Annotated in this window: 20 protein-coding genes and 1 tRNA gene; 10 read left to right on the top strand and 11 right to left on the bottom strand. The window is 61.9% G+C overall.

The annotated features are described in order from the left end of the window. Positions 1–12 precede the first annotated feature (12 nt). From ASD52_RS30650 to ASD52_RS30620, 7 genes are all read right to left on the bottom strand, one after another. A complete protein-coding gene (locus ASD52_RS30650; RefSeq protein WP_025425008.1) occupies positions 13–1,224 on the bottom strand; it encodes an amidohydrolase/deacetylase family metallohydrolase in 1,212 nt (403 codons plus the stop codon). A gap of 3 nt (positions 1,225–1,227) precedes the next feature. Next, positions 1,228–2,097, bottom strand: coding sequence for an ABC transporter permease (locus ASD52_RS30645; RefSeq protein WP_025425007.1), 870 nt, complete (start codon positions 2,095–2,097; stop codon positions 1,228–1,230). Then, positions 2,097–3,038, bottom strand: coding sequence for an ABC transporter permease (locus ASD52_RS30640; RefSeq protein ID WP_025425006.1), 942 nt, complete (start codon positions 3,036–3,038; stop codon positions 2,097–2,099). The genes ASD52_RS30645 and ASD52_RS30640 overlap by 1 nt, the downstream gene beginning before the upstream one ends. Before the next feature lie 114 nt (positions 3,039–3,152). Beyond that, complete coding sequence (locus ASD52_RS30635) at positions 3,153–4,682, bottom strand: ABC transporter substrate-binding protein (RefSeq protein WP_025425005.1); 1,530 nt, start codon at positions 4,680–4,682, stop codon at positions 3,153–3,155. 328 nt (positions 4,683–5,010) lie between these two features. After that, positions 5,011–5,430, bottom strand: a complete 420-nt coding sequence (locus tag ASD52_RS30630; protein ID WP_038576546.1) for a BA14K family protein — start codon at positions 5,428–5,430, stop codon at positions 5,011–5,013. A gap of 103 nt (positions 5,431–5,533) precedes the next feature. Further along, positions 5,534–6,034: a GNAT family N-acetyltransferase gene (locus ASD52_RS30625; protein ID WP_025425003.1), complete on the bottom strand. Its 501-nt coding sequence runs from the start codon at positions 6,032–6,034 to the stop codon at positions 5,534–5,536. A gap of 91 nt (positions 6,035–6,125) precedes the next feature. Then, positions 6,126–6,202 (bottom strand) — tRNA-Arg (locus ASD52_RS30620). 264 nt (positions 6,203–6,466) lie between these two features. On the opposite strand from ASD52_RS30620, the gene ASD52_RS30615 reads away from it, so the two are divergent. The 8 genes from ASD52_RS30615 (at position 6,467) to ASD52_RS30580 (ending at position 14,871) form a co-directional block, all read left to right on the top strand. Continuing rightward, the gene (locus tag ASD52_RS30615; RefSeq protein ID WP_025425002.1) at positions 6,467–7,363 is read left to right on the top strand and encodes an ROK family protein; all 897 of its coding nucleotides are present in this window, start codon (positions 6,467–6,469) and stop codon (positions 7,361–7,363) included. Between the two features lie 11 nt (positions 7,364–7,374). Continuing rightward, positions 7,375–7,869, top strand: coding sequence for a heme-degrading domain-containing protein (locus tag ASD52_RS30610; protein ID WP_025425001.1), 495 nt, complete (start codon positions 7,375–7,377; stop codon positions 7,867–7,869). 4 nt (positions 7,870–7,873) lie between these two features. Further along, entirely contained in the window at positions 7,874–9,037 is a 1,164-nt protein-coding gene (locus ASD52_RS30605; protein WP_025425000.1) for an AGE family epimerase/isomerase, read from the top strand. A gap of 349 nt (positions 9,038–9,386) precedes the next feature. Beyond that, positions 9,387–13,160, top strand: a complete 3,774-nt coding sequence (gene metH / locus ASD52_RS30600; RefSeq protein ID WP_025424999.1) for a methionine synthase — start codon at positions 9,387–9,389, stop codon at positions 13,158–13,160. A 518-nt stretch (positions 13,161–13,678) separates the two neighbouring features. Beyond that, positions 13,679–13,888, top strand: coding sequence for a cold-shock protein (locus ASD52_RS30595; protein ID WP_025424998.1), 210 nt, complete (start codon positions 13,679–13,681; stop codon positions 13,886–13,888). A gap of 124 nt (positions 13,889–14,012) precedes the next feature. Then, positions 14,013–14,297 (top strand): hypothetical protein, encoded by a 285-nt coding sequence (locus tag ASD52_RS30590; RefSeq protein ID WP_025424997.1) that lies wholly within the window; start codon positions 14,013–14,015, stop codon positions 14,295–14,297. A gap of 55 nt (positions 14,298–14,352) precedes the next feature. Continuing rightward, positions 14,353–14,589 (top strand): 30S ribosomal protein S21, encoded by a 237-nt coding sequence (gene rpsU / locus ASD52_RS30585; RefSeq protein WP_025424996.1) that lies wholly within the window; start codon positions 14,353–14,355, stop codon positions 14,587–14,589. Between the two features lie 57 nt (positions 14,590–14,646). Continuing rightward, complete coding sequence (locus ASD52_RS30580; RefSeq protein WP_025424995.1) at positions 14,647–14,871, top strand: hypothetical protein; 225 nt, start codon at positions 14,647–14,649, stop codon at positions 14,869–14,871. A 147-nt stretch (positions 14,872–15,018) separates the two neighbouring features. Here ASD52_RS30580 and ASD52_RS30575 read toward each other — a convergent pair whose 3' ends face one another. Beyond that, the gene (locus ASD52_RS30575) at positions 15,019–16,044 is read right to left on the bottom strand and encodes a DUF1254 domain-containing protein (RefSeq protein WP_025424994.1); all 1,026 of its coding nucleotides are present in this window, start codon (positions 16,042–16,044) and stop codon (positions 15,019–15,021) included. An 18-nt stretch (positions 16,045–16,062) separates the two neighbouring features. Continuing rightward, entirely contained in the window at positions 16,063–17,457 is a 1,395-nt protein-coding gene (locus tag ASD52_RS30570) for a DUF1254 domain-containing protein (RefSeq protein ID WP_057210812.1), read from the bottom strand. 80 nt (positions 17,458–17,537) lie between these two features. Between ASD52_RS30570 and ASD52_RS40680 the strand changes: the two genes are divergently transcribed. Then, complete coding sequence (locus ASD52_RS40680; RefSeq protein WP_255569867.1) at positions 17,538–17,672, top strand: hypothetical protein; 135 nt, start codon at positions 17,538–17,540, stop codon at positions 17,670–17,672. A 39-nt stretch (positions 17,673–17,711) separates the two neighbouring features. Further along, a complete protein-coding gene (locus ASD52_RS30565; RefSeq protein WP_025424992.1) occupies positions 17,712–19,928 on the top strand; it encodes an adenylate/guanylate cyclase domain-containing protein in 2,217 nt (738 codons plus the stop codon). An 11-nt stretch (positions 19,929–19,939) separates the two neighbouring features. Here ASD52_RS30565 and ASD52_RS30560 read toward each other — a convergent pair whose 3' ends face one another. Next, on the bottom strand, positions 19,940–20,371 hold the full coding sequence (locus tag ASD52_RS30560) for a YHS domain-containing (seleno)protein (protein ID WP_107027573.1): 432 nt from the start codon (positions 20,369–20,371) through the stop codon (positions 19,940–19,942). Positions 20,372–20,486: 115 nt separating this feature from the next. Next, the gene (locus ASD52_RS30555; protein WP_025424990.1) at positions 20,487–21,077 is read right to left on the bottom strand and encodes an ankyrin repeat domain-containing protein; all 591 of its coding nucleotides are present in this window, start codon (positions 21,075–21,077) and stop codon (positions 20,487–20,489) included. Positions 21,078–21,243: the final 166 nt, after the last annotated feature.

Raw genomic sequence — 21,243 nt, 5'->3', positions numbered from 1 at the left:
TTCTGTGATGGTTCAACGGTAGCTGAAGCCGTGGCTGTGGTCGGGGCATTCGACATGCTGCGGCTGGTATCTGTTTGCCGCCACGACGTCCGTGCCCATGAGCGCATATCGCGGCTCGAAGAGGCGGTTGAGATGCGCTTCGGCTCCAAGTGAATCGAAGACGCGCAGTTCGGAATCGACGAGATCGAAGAGGGTGAACTCGGCGCGCGCGCCGACGGTCAGAAGCCCGTCCATCGGCAGGCGAATGACCGAGGCCGGAGCCTGCGTCACGGCCTCGACGACCTTTTCGAACTGCATGCCGACGCTCAAGAGCTTCGACATGGTGGTGCCGAGGTCCCAGACTGACTGGTTCATGCTGCGCAGGTGCACATCGGTGGAGATCGAGAAGGGCAGCAGGCCGCGGGCAATGGCGACTTCCGCGACGCGGAACGAAAACGACGCGCCGCCATGGCCGATGTCGAGCCGGATGCCTTCGCCGGCGCAGCGCTCGGCAAGCTCGAACAGGTCTTCGTCCTCGATGATGCTACTGCCGGCCTTGCCGTTGAAGCAATGGGTGACGATGTCGCCGGGGCCGAGGATTTCAAGCACTTCGTCATAGAGCGCCGGCGGTTCGCCAACATGCACCATCATCGGGATCTTGAGGATCTTGGCGATCTTCTTGCCGAGCTTGACCGGGGTTACGCCCCAGGAGCCGGTGATCACGTGGCTGGCGCGCACTTTCAGGCCGACGATATGCTCGCGGTTTTCCTGGTAGCAGGCGATGATGCGGTCGATGTCAATCGAGCGGATGTCGCTGAGCTCGCTGACGCGGTTGCAGGCGACGAGGCCGATCGAGCCGAGATTGAGGAAGGCCTTGATGCGCTCGCGCGCCGGCTCGATGATGTATTCGCGAAAACCATGGAAGTTGGCTTCGCCGGCCGAACCGGCGTCGACGATGGTGGTGACGCCGCGCTCCATGCCGCAGAGTTGCGGCCGGACCGAAATGTCGGTGCCGCCATGCCAGACATGGGCGTGCAGATCGATCCAGCCGGGCGAAATCCAGGCACCCTTGCCGTCGATGCGCTGGGTGCCTTCAGGCGCCGACAACTGGCTGCCGATGCGGGCAATGGTGCCGTCGCCACCGATCAGGATGTCGACGGTTTCGCTCGGTGCCGCCATGCCGAAGGCGACGGGCTTCACGTTGCTGATCAGCACGGGGCTGGTGCTACGGGTTGCGGTGGGCATGGATCACAGGTCCTTTCTGAGGCGGGGGTCGAGCATGTCGCGCAAACCATCGCCAACCATCTGCAGGGACAGAACCGAAAGCACGATGGCGATGCCGGGAAACAGCGTCACCCAATCGGCCTGTCCGATATATTGCCGGCCCGAGGCGATCATCGTGCCCCAGGTCGGGATCTCAGGACTGACGCCGACGCCGAGGAAGGAAAGCCCGGCTTCGGCCAGCATGGCATGGGCAAATAGGAACGTGCCCTGCACCAGGATCGGCGAGAGCAGGTTGCGCAGCACATGCCGCGTCATGATGTGCGGCGTCGAGATGCCGAGCGCGCGAGCCGCCTCGACATAGGGCAGCTCGCGGATCACCAGCGTCGAGGCGCGCACCACCCGCGCCAGCCGCGGCGCGTAGACGACGCTGAGCGCGACGATCACCGTCGTCAGCGACGGGCCGAGGGCGGCGACGAGCGCGATCGCCAGCAGGATATCGGGAAAGGCCATCATCGCGTCGATCAGGCGGGCGATCGGCGCGTCGAGCTTCGGAAAGAAGCCGGCGACGAGGCCCATGACGACACCGACGATCGTTGCGAGCGTGACGACGGCGGCGCCGACGAGCAGCGAAAGCCGGCCGGCATAGAGCGTGCGCGAAAACACGTCGCGCCCGAATTCGTCAGTGCCGAAGAACCATTGCAGGCTCGGCGGCGACAGGCGGTTGACGATCGACAGCTTGCCGGGCGCATAGGGCGCGATCAGCGGCGCGAAGACGGCCAGGAGCACGAAGACGACGAGAACGAAGAGACCGAAGGCAACGGTCTTGCGCTTGAGCAGGCGGCGCAGGAACTTGGCACGCTCGCTTGCGACAGGGGTTGATACGGTGGCGGTCATCAGTAGCGAACCCTTGGATCAACGAGGAGATAGAGCATGTCGATCGCGAAATTGATCAGCACGTAAAGAGCGGCGATGACGAGCAGCGCGCCCTGGATCACAGGGTAGTCGCGCCTGAGCACGGCGGAGACGACGAGATTGCCGACGCCCGGAAGGCCGAAGACGGTTTCTGTGACGACGGCGCCGGAGATCAGAACCGCGGCGGTGAGACCGATGATGGTCAGGATCGGGATGAGGGCATTCTTCAGCGCGTGTTTCATTACCACCTTGCGTTCGCCGAGACCCTTGGCGCGGGCGGTGCGGATGAAGTCGTCGCCGAGCACATCGAGCATCGAGGCGCGGGTAAAGCGCAGGATCAGCGCCGAGGAGACGACCCCGAGCGCAATGGCCGGCAAGGTCAGATGGTACATGCGCTCTGCGAAGGATGAACCCGGCCCGCCGTAACCCGAAACCGGGAACCAGCCGAGGCGGACCGCGAGGAACTGGATGAGGATCAGGCCGAGCCAGAAGCTCGGAATGCTGGCGGCAAGCATCGCCAGCGTGGTGGCCGCCTGGTCGACGAAGGAGCCGCGGCGGTAGGCGGCGTAGATGCCGATCGGCAGCGCAATGCCGCTGGCGATCAGAATCGAGAACAGGGTCAGGAAGAAGGTCGGCTCGGCACGCTCGGCAAGCGCCGAAGTGACCGGCTGGTTGAGGAAGATCGACTGGCCGAGATCGCCCTGCAGCAGCTGCCCGATATAGTAGACATATTGCAGGCCGAGCGACTGGTCGAGACCAAGCTTGGTGCGCAATTCGGCGATGTCTTGCTGCGTCGCTTCCGGTCCGAGCATGACGGCGGCGGGATCGCCGGGTGTCACGCGGACGATGACGAAGACAATGGTGACGACGAGCGCCATGACCACGATCATGCCGAACAGGCGCTGGAGAATATAGCGTATCATGGGTGCCTCGAACTTCTTCCGCACGGGCACTGGCAAGGCAGCGCCGGGCTATCCGGCGGGCAGCAATCCGTGAAGGGAAAGACCGCCCGCCGAAGGCTTCAAGTGGATGAAAGCTTACTTCTTGATCGAAGCGTTCCAGAAGTAGGGCCACGGCGCGGGGGAGACGCCGTCAAGCGTCTTGGTCTTTGCCGACAGGGCGTTGAAGTCGCCGATCTTGATGAACGGCACTTCCTCGTAGATCACCTTCTGGACGTCGGCCCAGAGTGTGACGCGCTTGCCAGCATCCGATTCGGCGTTGAAGGCATCGACGGCCTTGGCGCGGGCCGGCGTATCCCAGTTTCCGGGCGCCTTGGTCGACATCATGCCGATCAGCGCCGGTTCCGGCAGGAACGGGCTGTGGGTGATATAGATATCCCAGAGTGTCGGGTCGGCGCGGCGCTGGGTGAGCGTTGCCCAGTCGACCACCTGCAGATCGACGGTGAAGCCCGCGAGCTTCAGATACTCGGCGGCGACCTGTGCCATTTTGTAGTGGAACTCGTACTGGCGGCTGGTCAGGATGCGCAGCGGCTCACCCTTGTAGCCGGTAGCCTTCAAGAGTTCGCCTGCCTTTTCCGGATCGGCGACATTGTAGCCGCCTTCCGTGCCGGCTTCGGTGCGCCAGACATACTGCGCCGGGTAGAGGGCGGCATCGAGCGCGTAGAAGTCGGTGCTGCCGAAGGCGGCCGCCATCATGTCTTCCATGCTGAGTGCGGCGCGGATCGCCTTGCGCAGTTCCAGATTCTTGGTCATGCCGTTGCCTGAGTTGAGGACAAAGACAGGCCAGCCGAAAGGCTGCAGCATCACAGGTTCGGAAGCGCTCGAGCCTTTCACCCGTTCGAAGGATTCGACCGGCAGCGAATCGACGTAGTCGTACTGACCGGAGACGGCGGCCTCGACACGGGTGTTCGGGTCGGGAACCGGCACGAAGCGGATCTCGTCGGCATACTGGTGACGCGCGCCGCCATAACCGTTGCTTTCGCCCTCGGGCGAGACATAGCCGTCGTAACGCTCAAGCTGGATGTACTGGTCGGCCTTGCGCTCCTTGAGCTTGTAGGGGCCGGTGCCGACGAAATCGACCATCGGCTCAGCCTGCTTTTCCGAAGGCAGTACGATTGCCGCGGAATTGTTGAAGGCGAGCAGCGAGACCAGCGGCGCATAGGGGGTGTTGAGCGAGATCTTGACCGTGGTCGGGTCGACGGCCTCGATGCCGGCGATCGTCGTTGCCGTCTGCTTGCCGCGCGAGGCGGTCTTCGTCCAGCGCTCGAGCGAGGCGACGACGTCGGTCGCATCCATGTCGGTGCCGTCATGGAACTTGACGCCGGAGCGCAGCTTGATCGTGTAGGTTTTGCCGTCGGCGCTGATTTCCGGCATGGCCACAGCCAGAAGCGGCGTCGGCTTCCAATCCTTGTCGAAGGTGTAGAGCGTCTCGAACATATGCTGCGAGACGATGCCGACCAGGTCGGCCGTCGAAGCCATAGGGTCGAGCGTCGGCGGCTCGCCGACCGTGGCGACGTTGATGACGCCGCCCTTTTCCTGCGCGAAGGCGAAGGACGAGGAGGCGATGAGTGCCGTTCCCAGAAGCAGTGCAATCCTTGCTGATTTCATCTTATGTTCCTCTCTTATAGTTATATCATAGTTATGTACTAAGATACTTTATATTGGAATGATAAGGTCAGCCTTACGGAAATGTCAAGCCGCAGCCAAAACCGACGGTCATCATGGCAGCGGGGCCGGCGACGCTGATCAGTCAGGGGAGGGATCGATGAGGGAGCACTTTTCGCTTTGGGCGGGCACGCATTGATCAAGCGGAGCGCGCTGCTCGACGCTTGAACACGACGAAATCGGCTGTCCTGCGCTCAGGAAAGTGCTTGCCTTACATCAGGTTATGCTTTCACCCGCCGCCCAGACGGGCGGCAGGGCCTTCATCGCAGGTTTACCGATAAGGCGAGTAGCAGGCGCGGCGGGCGCCATAATAGGGCTGGAAGGTATTGTCCCATGCCCGGTAGGAGCTGTATCGACTGTAGCACCAGCTCGTATGGGCGTTGCCGCCATAGTACCGTCTCGGCTGGGCCATCAGCCCGCCGATGATGGCGCCGGCGGCAAGGCCGCCGATGATCGCGCCTACATTGTCATCGTCGTCGTCGTCATCCCAGTGGCGGTGACGGTAATAGCGCCGATCGCCCCGCCATCGGTAGCCATCGTATCCGCGATACCAGCGGCGGTGATAGTACTGCACGGTCTCGACGTCGGAGATGCCTGCCTTCATGGGTGTTACCGACGGGAATGCCTGTACCGGGGCTGCGCTGGAGAAGGCCGTTGCCAGCGAAAGCGCAACAATTGCCAGCTTTTTCATTGGCTTCACCATTTCCTTTCATTGGGGAAATGGATGAGGGCATGTTTTGTGCCGGAGAACGGGCAGAAACTCACGGCTTCGTGAATGCGCGGCAATCGGTTGGCTAGACGCTGAACTCTTCGAGCCTCTGCATGAAAATGCCGAAGCCGGCGCGGCGATAGGTGTCCTGTGCCTTGGCGTGATCCCAGGTATCCGTGTGCAGCCAGACGCGATCCGGTGCCCGATCCCAGATGGCACGCAGTGAGCCATCGAGAAGAAACGGCCCCAGCCTTCTTCCCTGCGCTTGCGGGATCAGGCCGAAATGGGTGAGTTCGACATCGGAAGTGTCAGCGCGCTCGAATTCGCAGAGCCCGACGGCACTGCCTTCCACCCGCAGGATATAGAGCGCGGTCGACGGGCTGCGCAAAAAGGCATCGAGCTCATCGGCAGGCATGCGCAGTCGCTGATCCCAGCGCAAAGGTTCGGCGACTGCGCGGTAGAGCGAGAGGAATTCCTCTGCTGCCAAGCGCTCAGGCGCAAACGCCGTGCCCTCGACAGGCGGCAGCAAAGGCTCGCCAGTCGGCCGAGTGCGCATTTCCATGTAGGTCACAAGCAGCTGAACCATGATCGCTTACATCGGCATCGGGTGCATCGGCATCGCAAGAGCCGGCTCGGCGGAGCGTCGCGCCTGTGATTTGTCCTGCTGACGAGAAGGATGGTGATCCCGGCGCGATTCGAACGCGCGACCCCCAGATTAGGAATCTGGTGCTCTATCCTGCTGAGCTACGGGACCACTCGGATAGCACCCATACAAAAGCAAGGCCTCTTCGCCAAGTGTTTTTGCGCGGTGCCTTCGCGAAATAGGGCATGGCGTGCGGTGCCGGGAATGCAGGGGATAGCGGAAGGCGCCTGTCCAATCCGGTTTCCTCCTCTACCGAGGCGTGCCGAAATCGGGGGCTGGTGTTTCCCGTCTTTCGGATGCTAAGCAGTGATCAGCGCCGGCTTGAGGAGGCTGGCGCTCCTTCATGCGACCTTCACCCAGAGACCTGATCCAGACATGTTCATCGGAATTGATTGGGGCGGCACGAAAATGGAAGTCATCGCGCTTGATCGCGATGGTGAAACGCGCGCCCGCCACCGCGTCGCGACCCCGACCAGCGGCTATGACGACTGCATTCTGGCCGTTCACGGCCTTGTTGCCGCCGCCGAAAAGACGGCGGGCGAACAAGGATCGATCGGCATCGGCATTCCCGGCAGTCCCAATCCGCGCACCGGTATCGTGCGCAACTCCAACGCTGTGCTGATCAACGGCAAGCCGCTCGGGCGCGACCTCGAACAGGCGCTCGGCCGCAAGGTGCGGCTCGCCAACGACGCCAATTGCCTGGCGGTGTCGGAGGCAGTCGACGGTGCCGGCAAGGACGCGCAGACAGTGTTCGGCGTGATTGTCGGCACCGGCCATGGCGGCGGGCTGGCGATCGGCAAGAAGGTGCATGCCGGCTACCAGGGCGTCGCCGCCGAAATCGGCCACTATCCGCTGCCATGGATGACCAAGGACGAGTATCCCGGCCACAAATGCTGGTGCGGCAAACACGGCTGCCTCGACATGTACGCCTGCGGCACCGGGGTCGAGCTCGACTATCGCCTGACCACCGGCGTCGAAAAGCGTGGTCGCGATATCATCGAGGCGAAGCGGGCCGGCGATCCGGCGTCAACAGGCGTCTACAATCGTTTCGTCGACCGGCTGGCGCGCAGCCTTGCGCTTTTGACCAACATCGTCGACCCGGATGTCTTCGTGCTCGGCGGGGGCATGTCGAATGTCGACGAGATCTATGAGGATGTGCCGCCGCGGGTGGTCAACTACCTCTTTGGCGACAGTTTCGAAACGCCTGTTCGCAAGGCGATGCACGGGGACAGTTCCGGCGTGCGCGGCGCGGCTTGGCTCTGGAAGGATTGAGCGGAGGCTTCATGAATATCGACAATGATCTCAAGCGCATCGGCCAACAGGAGCGCGAGCTGCAATTCGACAGTTTCGACCTGGAAATGGCATGGCAACTGGGCACGACGTTGCGCCGCATGGCCGCCGAACGCAAGCTCGGCGTCGTCATCGATGTCACGCTGTTTTCGATGCAGGTGTTTTATACCGCGCTTGAGGGCGCGACGCCTGACAATCCGAACTGGGTGCGCCGCAAGCGCAACACCGTTTTTCGCCTGTTCAAGAGCAGCTACTCGACCGGCCTCGGGCTGTTGAAGCAGCAGACCAATCTGCAGGCGAAGCTCGGGCTTCCGGATGCCGAATATGCGGCCCATGGCGGCAGTTTCCCGATCGTCGTCAAGGGCACGGGCTGCATCGGTGCGGTGACCGTGTCCGGCCTGCCGCAGCGCGAGGACCACAACATGGTGGTCGAGGCGCTGGCCGAGCTGCTCGGCAAGAACCATGATGAACTGAAGCTCGAGGGCTGAACCGTTGCCGCAGGATATTTTCTCGCAATCCGCTATCTTGTCGGCGTGGCTGGCCGAAAGGGCCCTGCCGCTCTGGCGCGAAAAGGGCGTCGATGCCACGGGCGGCGGTTTCGCCGAAACCATCGACATGGCCGGCGAGCCAACGCGGGCCAATCGCCGGGCGCGGGTGCAGCCGCGTCAGGTCTACTGTTTCGCCGAGGCCGGCAGGCGCGGCTGGGCGGGCGACTGGAAGAGTGCCGCCGAGGGCGGGCTTGCCTATTTCGATCGGGTCTATCTGCAGCCGACGGGCTTTTACGGCGCGCTTGCGGATGCCGACGGCAACCTCATCGATGCCGCCTTCGACCTCTACAATCAGGCTTTCGCGTTGCTGGCCTTTGCCTATCTGGCCGAGGTCTTCCCCGAGCGCAGGCCGGAAATGATCGAGCGCAGCAACGGTTTGCGCCAACGCATCGAGGCCCACTGCAAGCACCCGCTCATCGGCTTTGAAGAGGACGATCCGTCGCGGCTGCCGCTCTGCTCCAATCCGCACATGCATCTGTTCGAAGCGTGCCTGGCGAGCGAGGAGGTCGTCGGCTTTGATCGCGTCGCCTGGTTCAACCTTGCAGACGAGATCGCGCATCTGGCGATGGATCATTTCATCGACGGCGGTACCGGCGCGTTGCGGGAGTTCTTCGACCACGACTGGGCGCCGTTCCCGGGTGACAAGGGGCGTATCGTCGAGCCCGGCCATCTGTTCGAATGGGCGTGGCTGTTGCTGCGCTGGGCCGAGCGGCGCGGCAATGCCGAGGCGATCGTCAAGGCGCGGCGGCTGTTTGCGATCGGCGAGGCGCACGGCATCTGCCCGACCCGCAATGTCGCGGTCATGACGCTCTTCGACGATTTCTCGGTCGCCGACCCGATCGCACGGCTTTGGCCGCAGACGGAATGGCTGAAGGCTTCGGTTCGTTTTGCAGCCCTCACAGAAGGCGCGGAGCGTGAGCGCTATCTCGCCTCGGCGGCGCGGGCGGCTTCGGCACTCAACCTGTTCCTGGAGACACCGGTGGCCGGGCTGTGGCGCGACAAGCAGAAACCAGATGGCAGTTTCGTCGACGAACCGGTGCCGGCGAGCAGTTTCTACCATATTCTCTGCGCCATCTATGAAACGCAGGATTGCCTCGGCCGTCTTTAGAGCATTTCCAGGAAAAGTGCGAAGCGGTTTTCCGTCAGGAAATGCGGAAAAACGAAGCGACAGAGCGTTTCCGCGGCTCAATTTAAGCCAGAAACGCTCTGAGTTTGTCTTCTGATGGCATTCGCATGGCTCGCTGCGGTCGCGGCGGGCCATTTTCTTTGCCGTGGCGTTCACCCAAAAGGCGGAATCGCCTTTCTGTCGCTCCTGTGCGCAGACTGAAACCGCATGCGCCAAGGCTACCAAGCCAACGTCATTGCGGCAAATTAAATCCGTTCATATGTTGACATAAAGATGTCTTTATGTGATTGACTTGACTATTGCTTGTCGTTTTCAGAACGGGAGATTTCCCATGTCCGCCATCGACGCCCTTTTCGGCGACCTTTCCTCCAAGCCGGATGGCTCCGAAGTCATGCGGGCGCTGAAGCAGGCGGCCAGCGAGCGCATCCTGATCATGGATGGTGCAATGGGCACGGAAATCCAGCAGCTGGGTTTCGTCGAGGATCACTTCCGTGGCGATCGCTTCGGCGGTTGTGCCTGCCATCAGCAGGGCAACAACGACCTGTTGACCCTGACGCAGCCGAAGGCGATCGAGGACATCCACTATTCCTACGCCATCGCCGGCGCCGACATCCTGGAAACGAACACGTTCTCCTCGACCCGCATTGCCCAGGCCGACTACGGCATGGAAGACATGGTCTACGACCTCAATCGTGACGGCGCCCGCCTGGCGCGCCGGGCGGCAAGGCGCGCCGAAGCGCATGACGGCCGTCGCCGGTTCGTCGCCGGAGCGCTCGGCCCGACGAATAGGACCGCGTCGATTTCGCCTGACGTCAACAATCCGGGCTACCGGGCGGTGACCTTCGACGATCTCAGGATCGCCTATGCCGAACAGATCCGCGGCCTGATCGACGGCGGCGCCGATATCATCCTGATCGAGACGATCTTCGATACGCTCAACGCCAAGGCGGCGATCTTCGCCACCAAGGAAGTGTTCGCAGAGAAGGGTATCGAACTGCCGGTGATGATCTCCGGCACGATCACCGATCTTTCCGGCCGTACGCTGTCGGGCCAGACGCCGACGGCGTTCTGGCATTCCGTGCGCCATGCCGAGCCTTTCACCATCGGGCTCAACTGTGCGCTCGGCGCCAATGCCATGCGCGCGCACATCGACGAACTTTCGAGTGTCGCCGACACCTTCGTCTGCGCCTATCCGAACGCCGGCCTGCCAAACGAATTCGGGCGATATGACGAGACCCCGGACCAGATGGCAGCCCAGGTCGAAGCCTTTGCCCGCGACGGTCTCCTCAACATCGTCGGCGGCTGCTGCGGCTCGACGCCCGCCCATATCAGCGCGATCGCCAAGGCGGTTGCCAAACACCCGCCACGCCTGATCCCCGATGTCGCGCCGCTGATGCGGCTCTCGGGCCTCGAGCCCTTCACGCTCACCTCAGACATTCCCTTCGTCAATGTCGGCGAGCGCACCAACGTCACCGGCTCGGCCAAGTTCCGCAAGCTGATCACCGCCGGCGACTATTCCGCAGCGCTCGATGTCGCCCGCGATCAGGTCGCCAACGGCGCGCAGATCATCGACATCAACATGGACGAGGGCCTGATCGATTCGAAGCAGGCGATGGTCGAGTTCCTCAACCTTATCGCTTCCGAACCTGATATCGCCCGCGTGCCCGTCATGATCGATTCGTCGAAGTGGGAGGTGATCGAGGCCGGATTGAAATGTGTCCAGGGCAAGCCGCTGGTCAACTCGATCTCGATGAAGGAAGGCGAAGAGGCGTTTCTGCATCACGCCAGGCTTTGCCGCGCCTATGGCGCTGCCGTCGTCATCATGGCCTTCGACGAGGTTGGGCAGGCAGATACCAAGGCGCGCAAGGTCGAGATCTGCACCCGCGCCTACAAACTGCTGACCGAAGAAGCCGGCTTCCCGCCCGAAGACATCATCTTCGACCCGAACATCTTTGCCGTCGCGACCGGCATCGAGGAACACAACAACTACGGCGTCGACTTCATCGAAGCAACGCGCGAAATCATTGCGACGCTGCCGCATGTGCACATCTCCGGCGGGGTCTCCAACCTGTCGTTCTCCTTCCGCGGCAACGAACCGGTGCGCGAGGCGATGCACGCCGTGTTCCTCTACCATGCCATCCAGGCGGGCATGGACATGGGCATCGTCAATGCCGGCCAGCTTGCCGTCTATGACGGCATCGATGCCGAGCTGCGCGAGGCCTGCGAAGACGTGGTCCTGAACCGCCGCGCCGATTCGACCGAACGCATGCTGGAGATTGCCGAGCGCTATCGCGGACAGGGCGGCGCCCAGGCCAAGGAGAAAGATCTTTCCTGGCGTGAATGGCCGGTCGAAAAGCGACTCGAGCACGCGCTGGTCAACGGCATCACCGAATATATCGAGGCCGATACCGACGAGGCGCGGCTTTCGAGCGCCCGGCCGCTGCATGTCATCGAAGGTCCGTTGATGGCCGGCATGAATGTCGTCGGCGATCTTTTCGGCTCGGGCAAGATGTTCCTGCCGCAGGTGGTGAAATCGGCGCGCGTGATGAAGCAGGCGGTTGCCGTTCTGCTTCCGCACATGGAAGCCGAGCGGCTGGCCGCCGGTGGCGAAGGCGAGCGCCAGAGCGCCGGCAAGATCCTGATGGCGACGGTCAAGGGCGACGTGCACGACATCGGCAAGAACATCGTCGGCGTCGTGCTTGCCTGCAACAATTACGAGATCATCGATCTCGGCGTCATGGTGCCATCCGCCAAGATCCTCGAGGTGGCCAAGGCGCAGAAGGTCGACATCATCGGCCTTTCCGGCCTGATCACGCCATCGCTCGACGAGATGGTGCATGTTGCCTCGGAGCTCGAGCGCGAAGGTTTTGATATCCCGCTGTTGATCGGCGGCGCGACGACGAGCCGGGTGCATACGGCGGTCAAGATCAATCCGCGCTACGACCGCGGCCAGACGGTCTACGTCACCGATGCGAGCCGTGCGGTCGGGGTCGTCTCCAGCCTGTTGTCGTCGGAAGCCAAGGGCTCTTACGTCGAGACGATCCGCGCTGAATATCGCAAGGTTGCCGACGCCCATGCTCGCAACGAGGCGGAAAAGCGCCGCCTGCCGCTATCGCAGGCGCGCGCCAATGCTCACAAGATCGACTGGAGCGGCTATCAGGCCAAGGCTCCCTCGTTTCTCGGTACGCGGGTGTTTCAGGGGTGGGAGCTGGACGAGCTGGCGCGCTACATCGACTGGACGCCGTTCTTCCAGACCTGGGAACTGAAGGGCGTCTATCCCAAAATCCTCGATGACGAGAAGCAAGGGCAGGCCGCACGTCAGCTGTTCGAGGATGCGCAGGCCATGCTTGCCAAGATCATCGCCGAGAAATGGTTTGCCCCGAAGGCGGTCGTCGGCTTCTGGCCGGCCGGAACCGTCGGCGACGACATCCGGCTGTTTACCGAGGAAACGCGCGGCGAGACGCTCGGCACCTTCTTCACGCTGCGTCAGCAGCTGAGCAAGCGCGACGGGCGACCGAACGTGGCGCTGTCGGATTTCGTCGCACCTGTCGACAGCGGCAGCAGAGATTATCTCGGCGGCTTCGTCGTCACGGCCGGTATCGAGGAAGTGGCGATCGCCGAGCGCTTCGAGCGCGCCAACGACGACTATTCGTCGATCATGGTCAAAGCACTGGCCGACCGGTTCGCCGAAGCCTTTGCCGAGCGCATGCATGAATACGTGCGCAAGGAACTCTGGGGTTATGCTGCGGACGAGACATTCTCGCCGCAGGACCTGGTCGGTGAGCCCTATGCCGGTATTCGCCCGGCACCTGGCTATCCGGCTCAGCCCGACCATACGGAAAAGGAAACGCTGTTCCGGTTGCTCGACGCCGAAAAGGCGATCGGCGTGACCTTGACCGAGAGCTTTGCGATGTGGCCCGGTTCGTCCGTCTCCGGTCTCTATGTCGGCCATCCCGAGGCCTATTATTTCGGTGTCGCCAAGGTCGAGCGGGATCAGGTGGAGGATTATGCGGGGCGCAAGCGTATGCCGGTGCGCGAGGTCGAACGCTGGCTGTCCCCGATCCTCAACTACGTGCCGATGCCCGAAGCAGAGGCAGCCGAGTAATCTCGGGAATCCAACAATAGTGCTGGCGGGCAATCATGCCCGTCAGTCTCGCGCTTGAAGCGAGGCGGTCTGCAAGGCCGGTCATGCGGCGAAACCGTCTTTCCCACTTGCCTCAATCCAAGATGAAACTGCGCCGAGCGCTTGGCGATGCCGGCACTTGCCGATTTCTTGAAGCCTCTATGCTTTCCTGAACTGGGCTATTGCTCTGTATTCGTCGTTTATGGTCGGTAGCGCCAATATATTTCTTGAGGCGCCCAAAAATAATGGGATGGAAATTCCGAAAGGATTCCAATCGAAACGAACGTGATTCAACGTTGTTTTTCGGCAGTGCCGCTGCATTTCGGGCCGTATTCCAAATGAAACATTGAAAATCCCGAAAAAAGAATTATATGGGTGCAATCGAATATTGCTTGCGACCTTTGTCAAAGCGCTGAAAAGCGTTGTCAGATTTCCTCTCAACATCGACACGGCTCGGCGAATACCCGTCGAGCGAAATCAACGATTGAAAGGAGATCGTTATGAATTCAGGCACTGTAAAGTGGTTCAATGGCACCAAGGGTTTTGGCTTCATCCAGCCGGATGACGGTACGACCGACGTGTTTGTTCATGTTTCCGCTGTAGAGCGTGCAGGCATGGGCTCGCTGGCGGAAGGCCAGAAGGTCACCTACGACATCGTCCGCGACCGCAAGACCGGCAAGAACTCTGCCGACAATCTCCGGGCGGAATGAATCGTCATCTGCCTCCCCCGACCACGGATGTACTGGCTGGGGACGTTTGATTGACGGGAAGAGGTCGGGTGAAGCCCGGCCTTTTTGCGTCCGGACCCTGCACATTCCGGGGAAGGAAACTATCATGACCCGCAGAATTTGTGCCGTTGGCGACACGGTGACCGTAAGGGCCGATTTCACCAAGCTGGCACCCGCCGTCAGGACGTGCCGGATCATCGGTGTTCTGCCCGCCGACCACGGCGAGACCCAATATCGCGTCCGTTTCGACGGCGAGAACTTCGAACGTCGCATCGTTGCAAGCGACGTCGAGACCACTGAGGCGGCCTCTCCCATCGAAGAGGGACCGTCGCGCATCATTGCCAAGGGTGAACCCTGGCTGAAACCGTCGCGCATCCGGATCGGAAGATAGCTACAGCAATCTCGGTCCGCCGATGTGCGGCCCCAACCAAAGGGAAGGATACATCTTGCAGGTACTCGTCAGAGACAACAACGTCGACCAGGCACTCCGCATTCTGAAGAAGAAAATGCAGCGCGAGGGACTGTTCCGCGAATTCAAGGCGCGCAGCGCCTATGAAAAGCCGTCGGAAAAGCGCGTTCGCGAAAAGGCCGAAGCCGTTCGTCGCCAGCGCAAGCTCGCGCGCAAGAAGCTTCAGCGCGAAGGCCTGCTGCCGGCACCGAAGAAGGCTGTCCGCACCCGCTAAATCTGAGGTACCGATGCCGATTTCGGCATCGGTCCACGCCCGAGCGAGGAGGTACGCATGACGTCGACGAAGAAAGATCTTTTCAAGCCTGAGCGTTTGTCGGCAGCCGACAAGGCTGCGGCGACCGACCATACGGCCCGCGGTATCGTTGCGGCGGAAAAGCTGGCGCGCGAGAAGAAGACCGAAAAGCTCAAGGCTCAGCGGTTGTTGCAGGAGGCTGACGCCGAACCCGTGGCCCCGGCGCCCAAGCGCCAGCCGGCACGCAAGCGCACGAGCGCCTGATTGCGCTCATCGGCCGGGCGCAGCCATTGCCCGGCAATGTTCTGCCAACCAAGCCCGACATAACCTCCTTGATAGATCGTCCGCCCGCCGCGCATCCCACTCGACGCGCGGCTAGGCAATGTTTGTGCAGTTGGTTCCAACGCCGGGCTAGTTGACCGCGCTCGGCTCAGGAAACTGCCACTTTCCATCCAGTATTTCCTGCCGCGGCCGATAGAGACGCACCGCGTAGTTCCAGCCCTTGGTTGTCGGCAGGCAGTTGGCGATCTTGCCGTCGCAACCGCCGAACTGGATCGCCACCGTGCCATCATCGCCCTTCTTCGCGGTGATATCGTTGACCGTGTAGGCATCATACTTGTTCTTCTCGAAATACCCGGCAGCATTGTAGACGCTCACCGACCAGAATGCGTCGACGGGCACGTCTTTCACATCGAGCTTGTACACAGTCGCGCCGTCATTTTTGGTCGGCGTGATGTTGAGATAAACCGCATCCTTATCCGGATTCCCGCCCCAGCCCGACGCCGTGCCGATCAGATGGCGAACGGGATCGACTTGCTCCTTGGTCCCGAAGGCTTTCTTGAAGTCGGGCATCGTCGCGCCGAGCACGAGCAATGCCTCGCGCACCGTCTTCTGGCTCGCCGGATCCCAGGCGGGGACCTCGAAGCTGCCGCTCTTCGCCTGACTGGCCTTGATCGCGTCCTGCAAGGCATGGACCGCTTCGATATCCTTGGCGTCGGCCGGGTCGACGAGCGTGCGAATTGCCACGACGACATAGCGCGTGCCGACACCCTCCTTCGTCAGCGTGTGCTCTCCGGCATCGTAGACGACCTCGGGCACGTAGTGATCCTCGTTGATCACCTGCATCGACATGAAGCGCTTTCCTGCATCGGGCAGCGTGATGGTGACAGGACCGGCATCAAGGTCGAACACCGCCGAGGAATAGAGCGTGTCGCGGTTGAGGCGTATGACCGTCTGGTTGTCGATCGAGGCGGGCTCGCGGCGGTGCAGGAACTTGCCCAGCGCCCCGTCCTTGACCATGGCCGCGGCATACATGTCGCTCTCGGCGCGGATGAAATTGTCGACTCCGACGATTACAGGATCTGCGGCGGTGGCCGGCAGGATGCCGATCAAGGCAAGGGTCGCCGCGAGAGCAACAGTGGTTCGAAATGTATTCATGCTGGTCATCCTCTCTGCTCATGTCGCAGATTTCAGTGGCGGGGCTTTCCATTTGCCGTCGAGGGCATCGGGTTTTGGCCAGTAGAGGCGCATCACCACGAAGAACGGGCCCTTGGGAGCCGGTAGCCAATTGCTCTCCCGATCTGCGCCTGGGCTCTCGTTCTGGACATGAAGCGTCAGGCCGCCGTCGGCATCCTGCTTCAGGCTCGGGAGCATCGGCGAATTGATGAGATAACGGTTGAGCGGATTGGCGTAGAGCAGGCTTGCCGGCAGTTCGTAGAGCGTCAGCGACCAGAAGGCATTGACGGGGGGCAGTTGGCCGTGTTCGAAGCGCAACGCATATTTGCTCGCGCCGGAGAGCGGTTGCTTCTGATCGTCGATGAAATAGGCAGGATAGATCGCCTCTTCCTTGGAGTTGCCGTAGATGCCGAGCACAGCACCGGACATGCGCTGCATGTAGTCGTTCTTCAGGAAGGCTCGGGTTCCGAAGCAGTCGGCGCTCGAGAGCTTGCCGGTATCGATCATGGTTTCCTTGTGTTCCTTAAAGGCCGCCCAGCCGTCGGCCATGCCGTCGGTGATCGCCTTCTGGATATCCGGCGGGAAGGCCGTGAAGTCGAATGTCTTGCCAGCACCGATGTTGAGCTCGGAAAAGCGTGCCATCAGCTCCTTTTCCGAAGGATCGGTCGGGCAGAACTGCAGAATGAAGTTGAGTTCGCTGAAGACCTCGGGCGACGTCTTTTCCTCCTCCGCACTGAGCGGCGTGAAGAAGTCGACGGCGGGGGCGGGCGCAGGCGCCGGCTTTCCGAGAAATGCCGACAAGGGCTCGACCTTGTAGCCGGCCTGGATCTTCTTGACGTTCTCGATATCGCCAGGATTGAAGAGCTGCGTGCGGTAGAGCACGAAGGCAAACTCCGTTTCCGAGCGGATGACGTCCTTGATGCCGGGAGGGGTTTCGCCCTTCCAGTTCGGCCCGGCAAGCAGGTAGCTGCCGGCATCGTTGCCTGTCGCGCGGCTGCCGACATAGGCGAAGTTGAAGGTGTACTGTTCGATGAACTGAAGCGAGTAGTACCGTTCCTTCTCGATTGCCGGCACGGTGAACACCAACGGTTCGGCCCTGAGATCCGCGCCGACATAGGAGTAGGGCGTGTCTGAATTCGGCGTCTGGATCGCCTTGTCGTCCGGCGTATAGACCCGGGCATTGTTGAACAGCGTGTTCCACGGCGCCTTGAACTCCGGCCCGCCGGCGTCGACGAAATAGGAATGTTGCACGCGGTAATTGTCGACCAGCGGAAATCCGTAGATCGTTGCCTCCTTGGCGATCGCCCGCGCGTCATCAGGCGTGAGGGCCGCATCTGCGGCGAAGGACGGCAAGGCTGTCACATGGGGAAGCGCGGTAGCAAGCGCGCCGTACATCAGAATGGTCCGTCGTTTAATCATGGCAAAATCCTCCGGATGAGCGCGCAAAGCAGATAACCGAAGGACAATCCGACGGCATGCGCAAAGCCGTGCGGGGCCAGCAATGCTTCGATGGTGCGCGATGGGCGGAAAACCGCAAGTACGTAACAGTTACTACGGTGCTGGTGCCGTTCGCTGCCGACGCGATGGCGGCGCCTGACGACCTGCGGTAACATCGTCGCTGGAATACATCGCACGTGAAGAGACCGTCGATGGAGCGCCGCCTCGCAGCCGTCCTGATCGCCGACGTCGCCGGATACAGTCGCCTGAGCCGGCTCGACGAGGAGGGAACGCGCGCCAATTTCCAGAGCGACCTGCATGACATTCTGGAGCCGCAGTTTGCCGAACATCACGGCCGGCTGGTCAAGACCATGGGTGACGGGCTGCTGGTGGAATTCCGCAGCGTCGTCGATGCACTCCGCTGCGCGGTGGAGATCCAACAGCGCAAGGCCGAACAGGCCGACAAGGTCACAACTGACCGGCGGCTCGATTTCCGCATCGGCATCAATCTCGGCGACATCATCGTTGAAGGCGACGACATTCACGGCGATGGCGTCAACACCGCCGATCGGGTGCAGGGGCTGGCCGAGCCCGGTGGCATCGCGATATCGGGTACGGCCTACGACCAGGTTCGATTGAAGCTTAGTGTCGGCTACGCCTCGCTCGGCGAGCAGACGGTCCGGGGGATGGCCGAACCGATCCGCGTCTATCACGTGCTTCTCGACCCTGATGACGCTGGCAAGACCATCGTCAAGGATACGCAGCAGCATTTTGCGCGAAGGAGCATGCTCATTGCCGGCGCCCTCATGTTGCTCCTCGCATTTGTCGCCGCCTGGTGGCAGCCGTGGACGCTCATCCTGCCGGAGACGCCGACCGAGCGCTTTGCCTATCCCCTGCCGGACCAGCCATCCGTCGCAGTCCTGCCGTTCATCAATGTCAGCGGCGACCGGGATCATGACCATCTGGCCGAAGGGTTGACCGACGACCTGATCACCGAGCTTTCGAAGGTGTCCGGCCTGTTCGTAATCGCTCGCCATTCGGTGTTCGCGATGAAGGACAACGCTTCGAAGATCCAGGACGTGGCAGCGGAGCTTGGCGTTCACTACATTCTGGAGGGCACGTTGCAACGGGCCGACCAGCGGCTGCGCATCAACGTCAAGCTGATCGATGCGATGAGCGGTCTATCGCTCTGGGCGGAGCGCTATGACCGGCAATATGCCGATCTCTTCGCGGTCCAGGACGACGTCATCGGCAAGATCATCGCGGCGCTGGAGGTCAAACTCAGCGAAGGCGAACGCGACCAGCTGGCGCGCATCCCGACCGACAATCTCGAAGCCTACGACTACTACATGCGGGCCGAGCAGCAGGGGCTCATCTATAGCGATGTCGATACCTATCGCCAGACGCTGGCCTTCTATCAGAAGGCGATCGATCTCGATCCGCGTTTCGCCGATGCCCATGCGGGGATCGCGCGGGTCGCCGTCGACGTCTGGCGCAATGACTACAATTATCTCTGGTCGGCGGCCGTTGCCCGCAAGATCGCTTATGACGCTGCCGGCCAGGCCCTGAAGCTCGACGCCAACAATGCGCGCGCGCACACAGTGCTGGCATTGCTGCAGCTCGTCGACGGTCGCGAAACGGAGGCGCGGGAATCTGCCGCCAGGGCGGTCACGGCGCAGCCGAGCGATCCAGAGGCCTTTGCCAACCTGGCGCTGATCCTGGCGCAAACCGGCGAACACGAACAGGCAATCGCCGATCTGGAACGGGCATTGAGGCTCGATCCGTCACCGTCTCCGAGTTTCCGGCTGCTGGCGGGCATCGTCTACTACACCGCACGCGACACCGACCGGGCGATCCCGCTGATCGAAGCAGCCGGCGAGGCCCTACCGAATGCGGAGGCTGCACGGGAGTATCTGGCCTCGGCCTATGCCCAGCGCGGCGATCGGGCGCGCGCGGTGGCAGAGGGCGCAAAGCTGCTTCAGCTCTTTCCCGACACCAACCTCACCTATTACAGCTACCTCTATGATTACTGGCGCGAAGAGGACCTCAATCGCCACCTCTACGGACTGCGCACTGCCGGCATTCCGGAGTGGCCCTTCGGCTTCGTCGGGGCGGCGGCGGACAGGCTCGGGCCGGCGGAACTTGGCACGCTGACCCAAGACAAGACCTGGGCCGGGCAGCACAAGAATGGCACGAGCTTCGTGCAATTCTTCGATAAGGCCGGCAACACCGCCTATCGCAGCGCCAACACAAACATCACCGGGCGCGCCGAGGTGAAGGGCAACCAGCTCTGCGAGAAATTCGACGGATATTTCCTCGACCGCATGGTCTGCGGCTATGTCTATCGCAACACGGCCAAGGGCGAGCGCGGCGCAGACTTCATCCACGTGACGCCGCAGGCGCTAAAATTCTTCTCGATCGAGCAGTGATCGCTATCCGGTCAGCGCGCCGCCTGCCAGGTCGTGCCGAGCTTTTCCGAAATGAGCGTGTTCTCCACTTCAGACCAGTGCTTCTTCGAATCGACCAGCTTGTTCGGGTTCTTCTCGAAGCCTTCTGCCGCACCCGGATCGTAGCTCAGGAACAGCTTGCCCTCGATGATGCGCCAGGCCTTCGGATCGATATTGGTGGTCACCGTGCCAAACGACACACCGTCGGCGCAGTAGCCGCCATATTGCGGGGCGTAGCGGGTGGGTTCGCGGATGAAAAGCTCACGGTTCTCGGCGCTGGCAAACTGCCAGTTCGCTCCGAGCCAGCGGTAGGAAAATTGCGGCGAGCCTTCGAGCGCCTTGCTCTCGGTGAAATAGGCGACCGGGTCGTAGCCCTTGATGGCGACATCGCCGAAGTAGCCGGTGTTGACGAGGTCTTCCGCCATTATCGGCCCGGACAGTGCCAGAAACGCCGTCGCAGCGAGGCCGACGGCGCATGCGTATCGATTGTAAAACATTCCTCTTCTCCGATTCCGGATGCGGCTGGCGCACGCTCTGGCGTCACTTCCGCTTCGTGCATTCGGTATAAAGCCAGTCGCCGACGAGGTCGGCCTTCTGGCAGGTGGCGCCCGCTTTCAGCAGAAGCTCGGCGGCGTCCCAGTGCGAGCGCCAGCCGGCCTGTGTCAGTGGCGTGTAGCCGTTGCGTTCCTTCGCCTCGACCTCGGCCTTTTGGGTAAGCAGCACAGCCACGACATCGGCGTGACCCTCCTCGGCTGCGGCATGAAGCGGCGACATCTTGTAGAAGTTCTTGGTGTCGTTGACGTCGGCGCCCTTGGCGAGCAGCAGCTTGACGGTGTCGAGATTGCCGCCATAGGCCGCGGCGTGCAGGGCGGTCAGCCCGCCCTTGTTGCGGATCTCGATGTCGCAGCCGCGATCGAGCAGCAGGGCGACGACATCCGGCCGTCCGGCAAGGGACGCGACCAGCAATGCCGGCTCGCCGGCCGTATCCGGCTCGGTGATGTCGGTACCCTGATCCAGCAACAGGGTGACGCGCTTGACGTCGCCGTCTCTTGCCGCGTCATGCAAGGGACCCGCAAAAGCCGCCGAGGTGAAAAACGCTAGCCCGGCGACCGAAGCACAAACATAGTTCATAGCGCCACCTCCGCCCCAGCTTCGGTTTTGCATGTAAGAATGTTCGAAAATATCACAGAGTCCTTGCCGTCAACAAGGTCAATCGCCCGGCAAGGAGCGGGGGGCGAGGCGTTTGCTTAGAGCACTACCAGGAAAAGCGCGAAGCGGTTTTCCAGTTCTGACGGTC

Origin of the sequence: Ensifer sp. Root142 (genome assembly GCF_001426785.1) — a bacterium.
Classification (GTDB): domain Bacteria; phylum Pseudomonadota; class Alphaproteobacteria; order Rhizobiales; family Rhizobiaceae; genus Ensifer; species Ensifer canadensis.
Note: the sequence above shows the minus strand (reverse complement) of the source record. Positions and strands in the feature narration are given on the sequence as shown.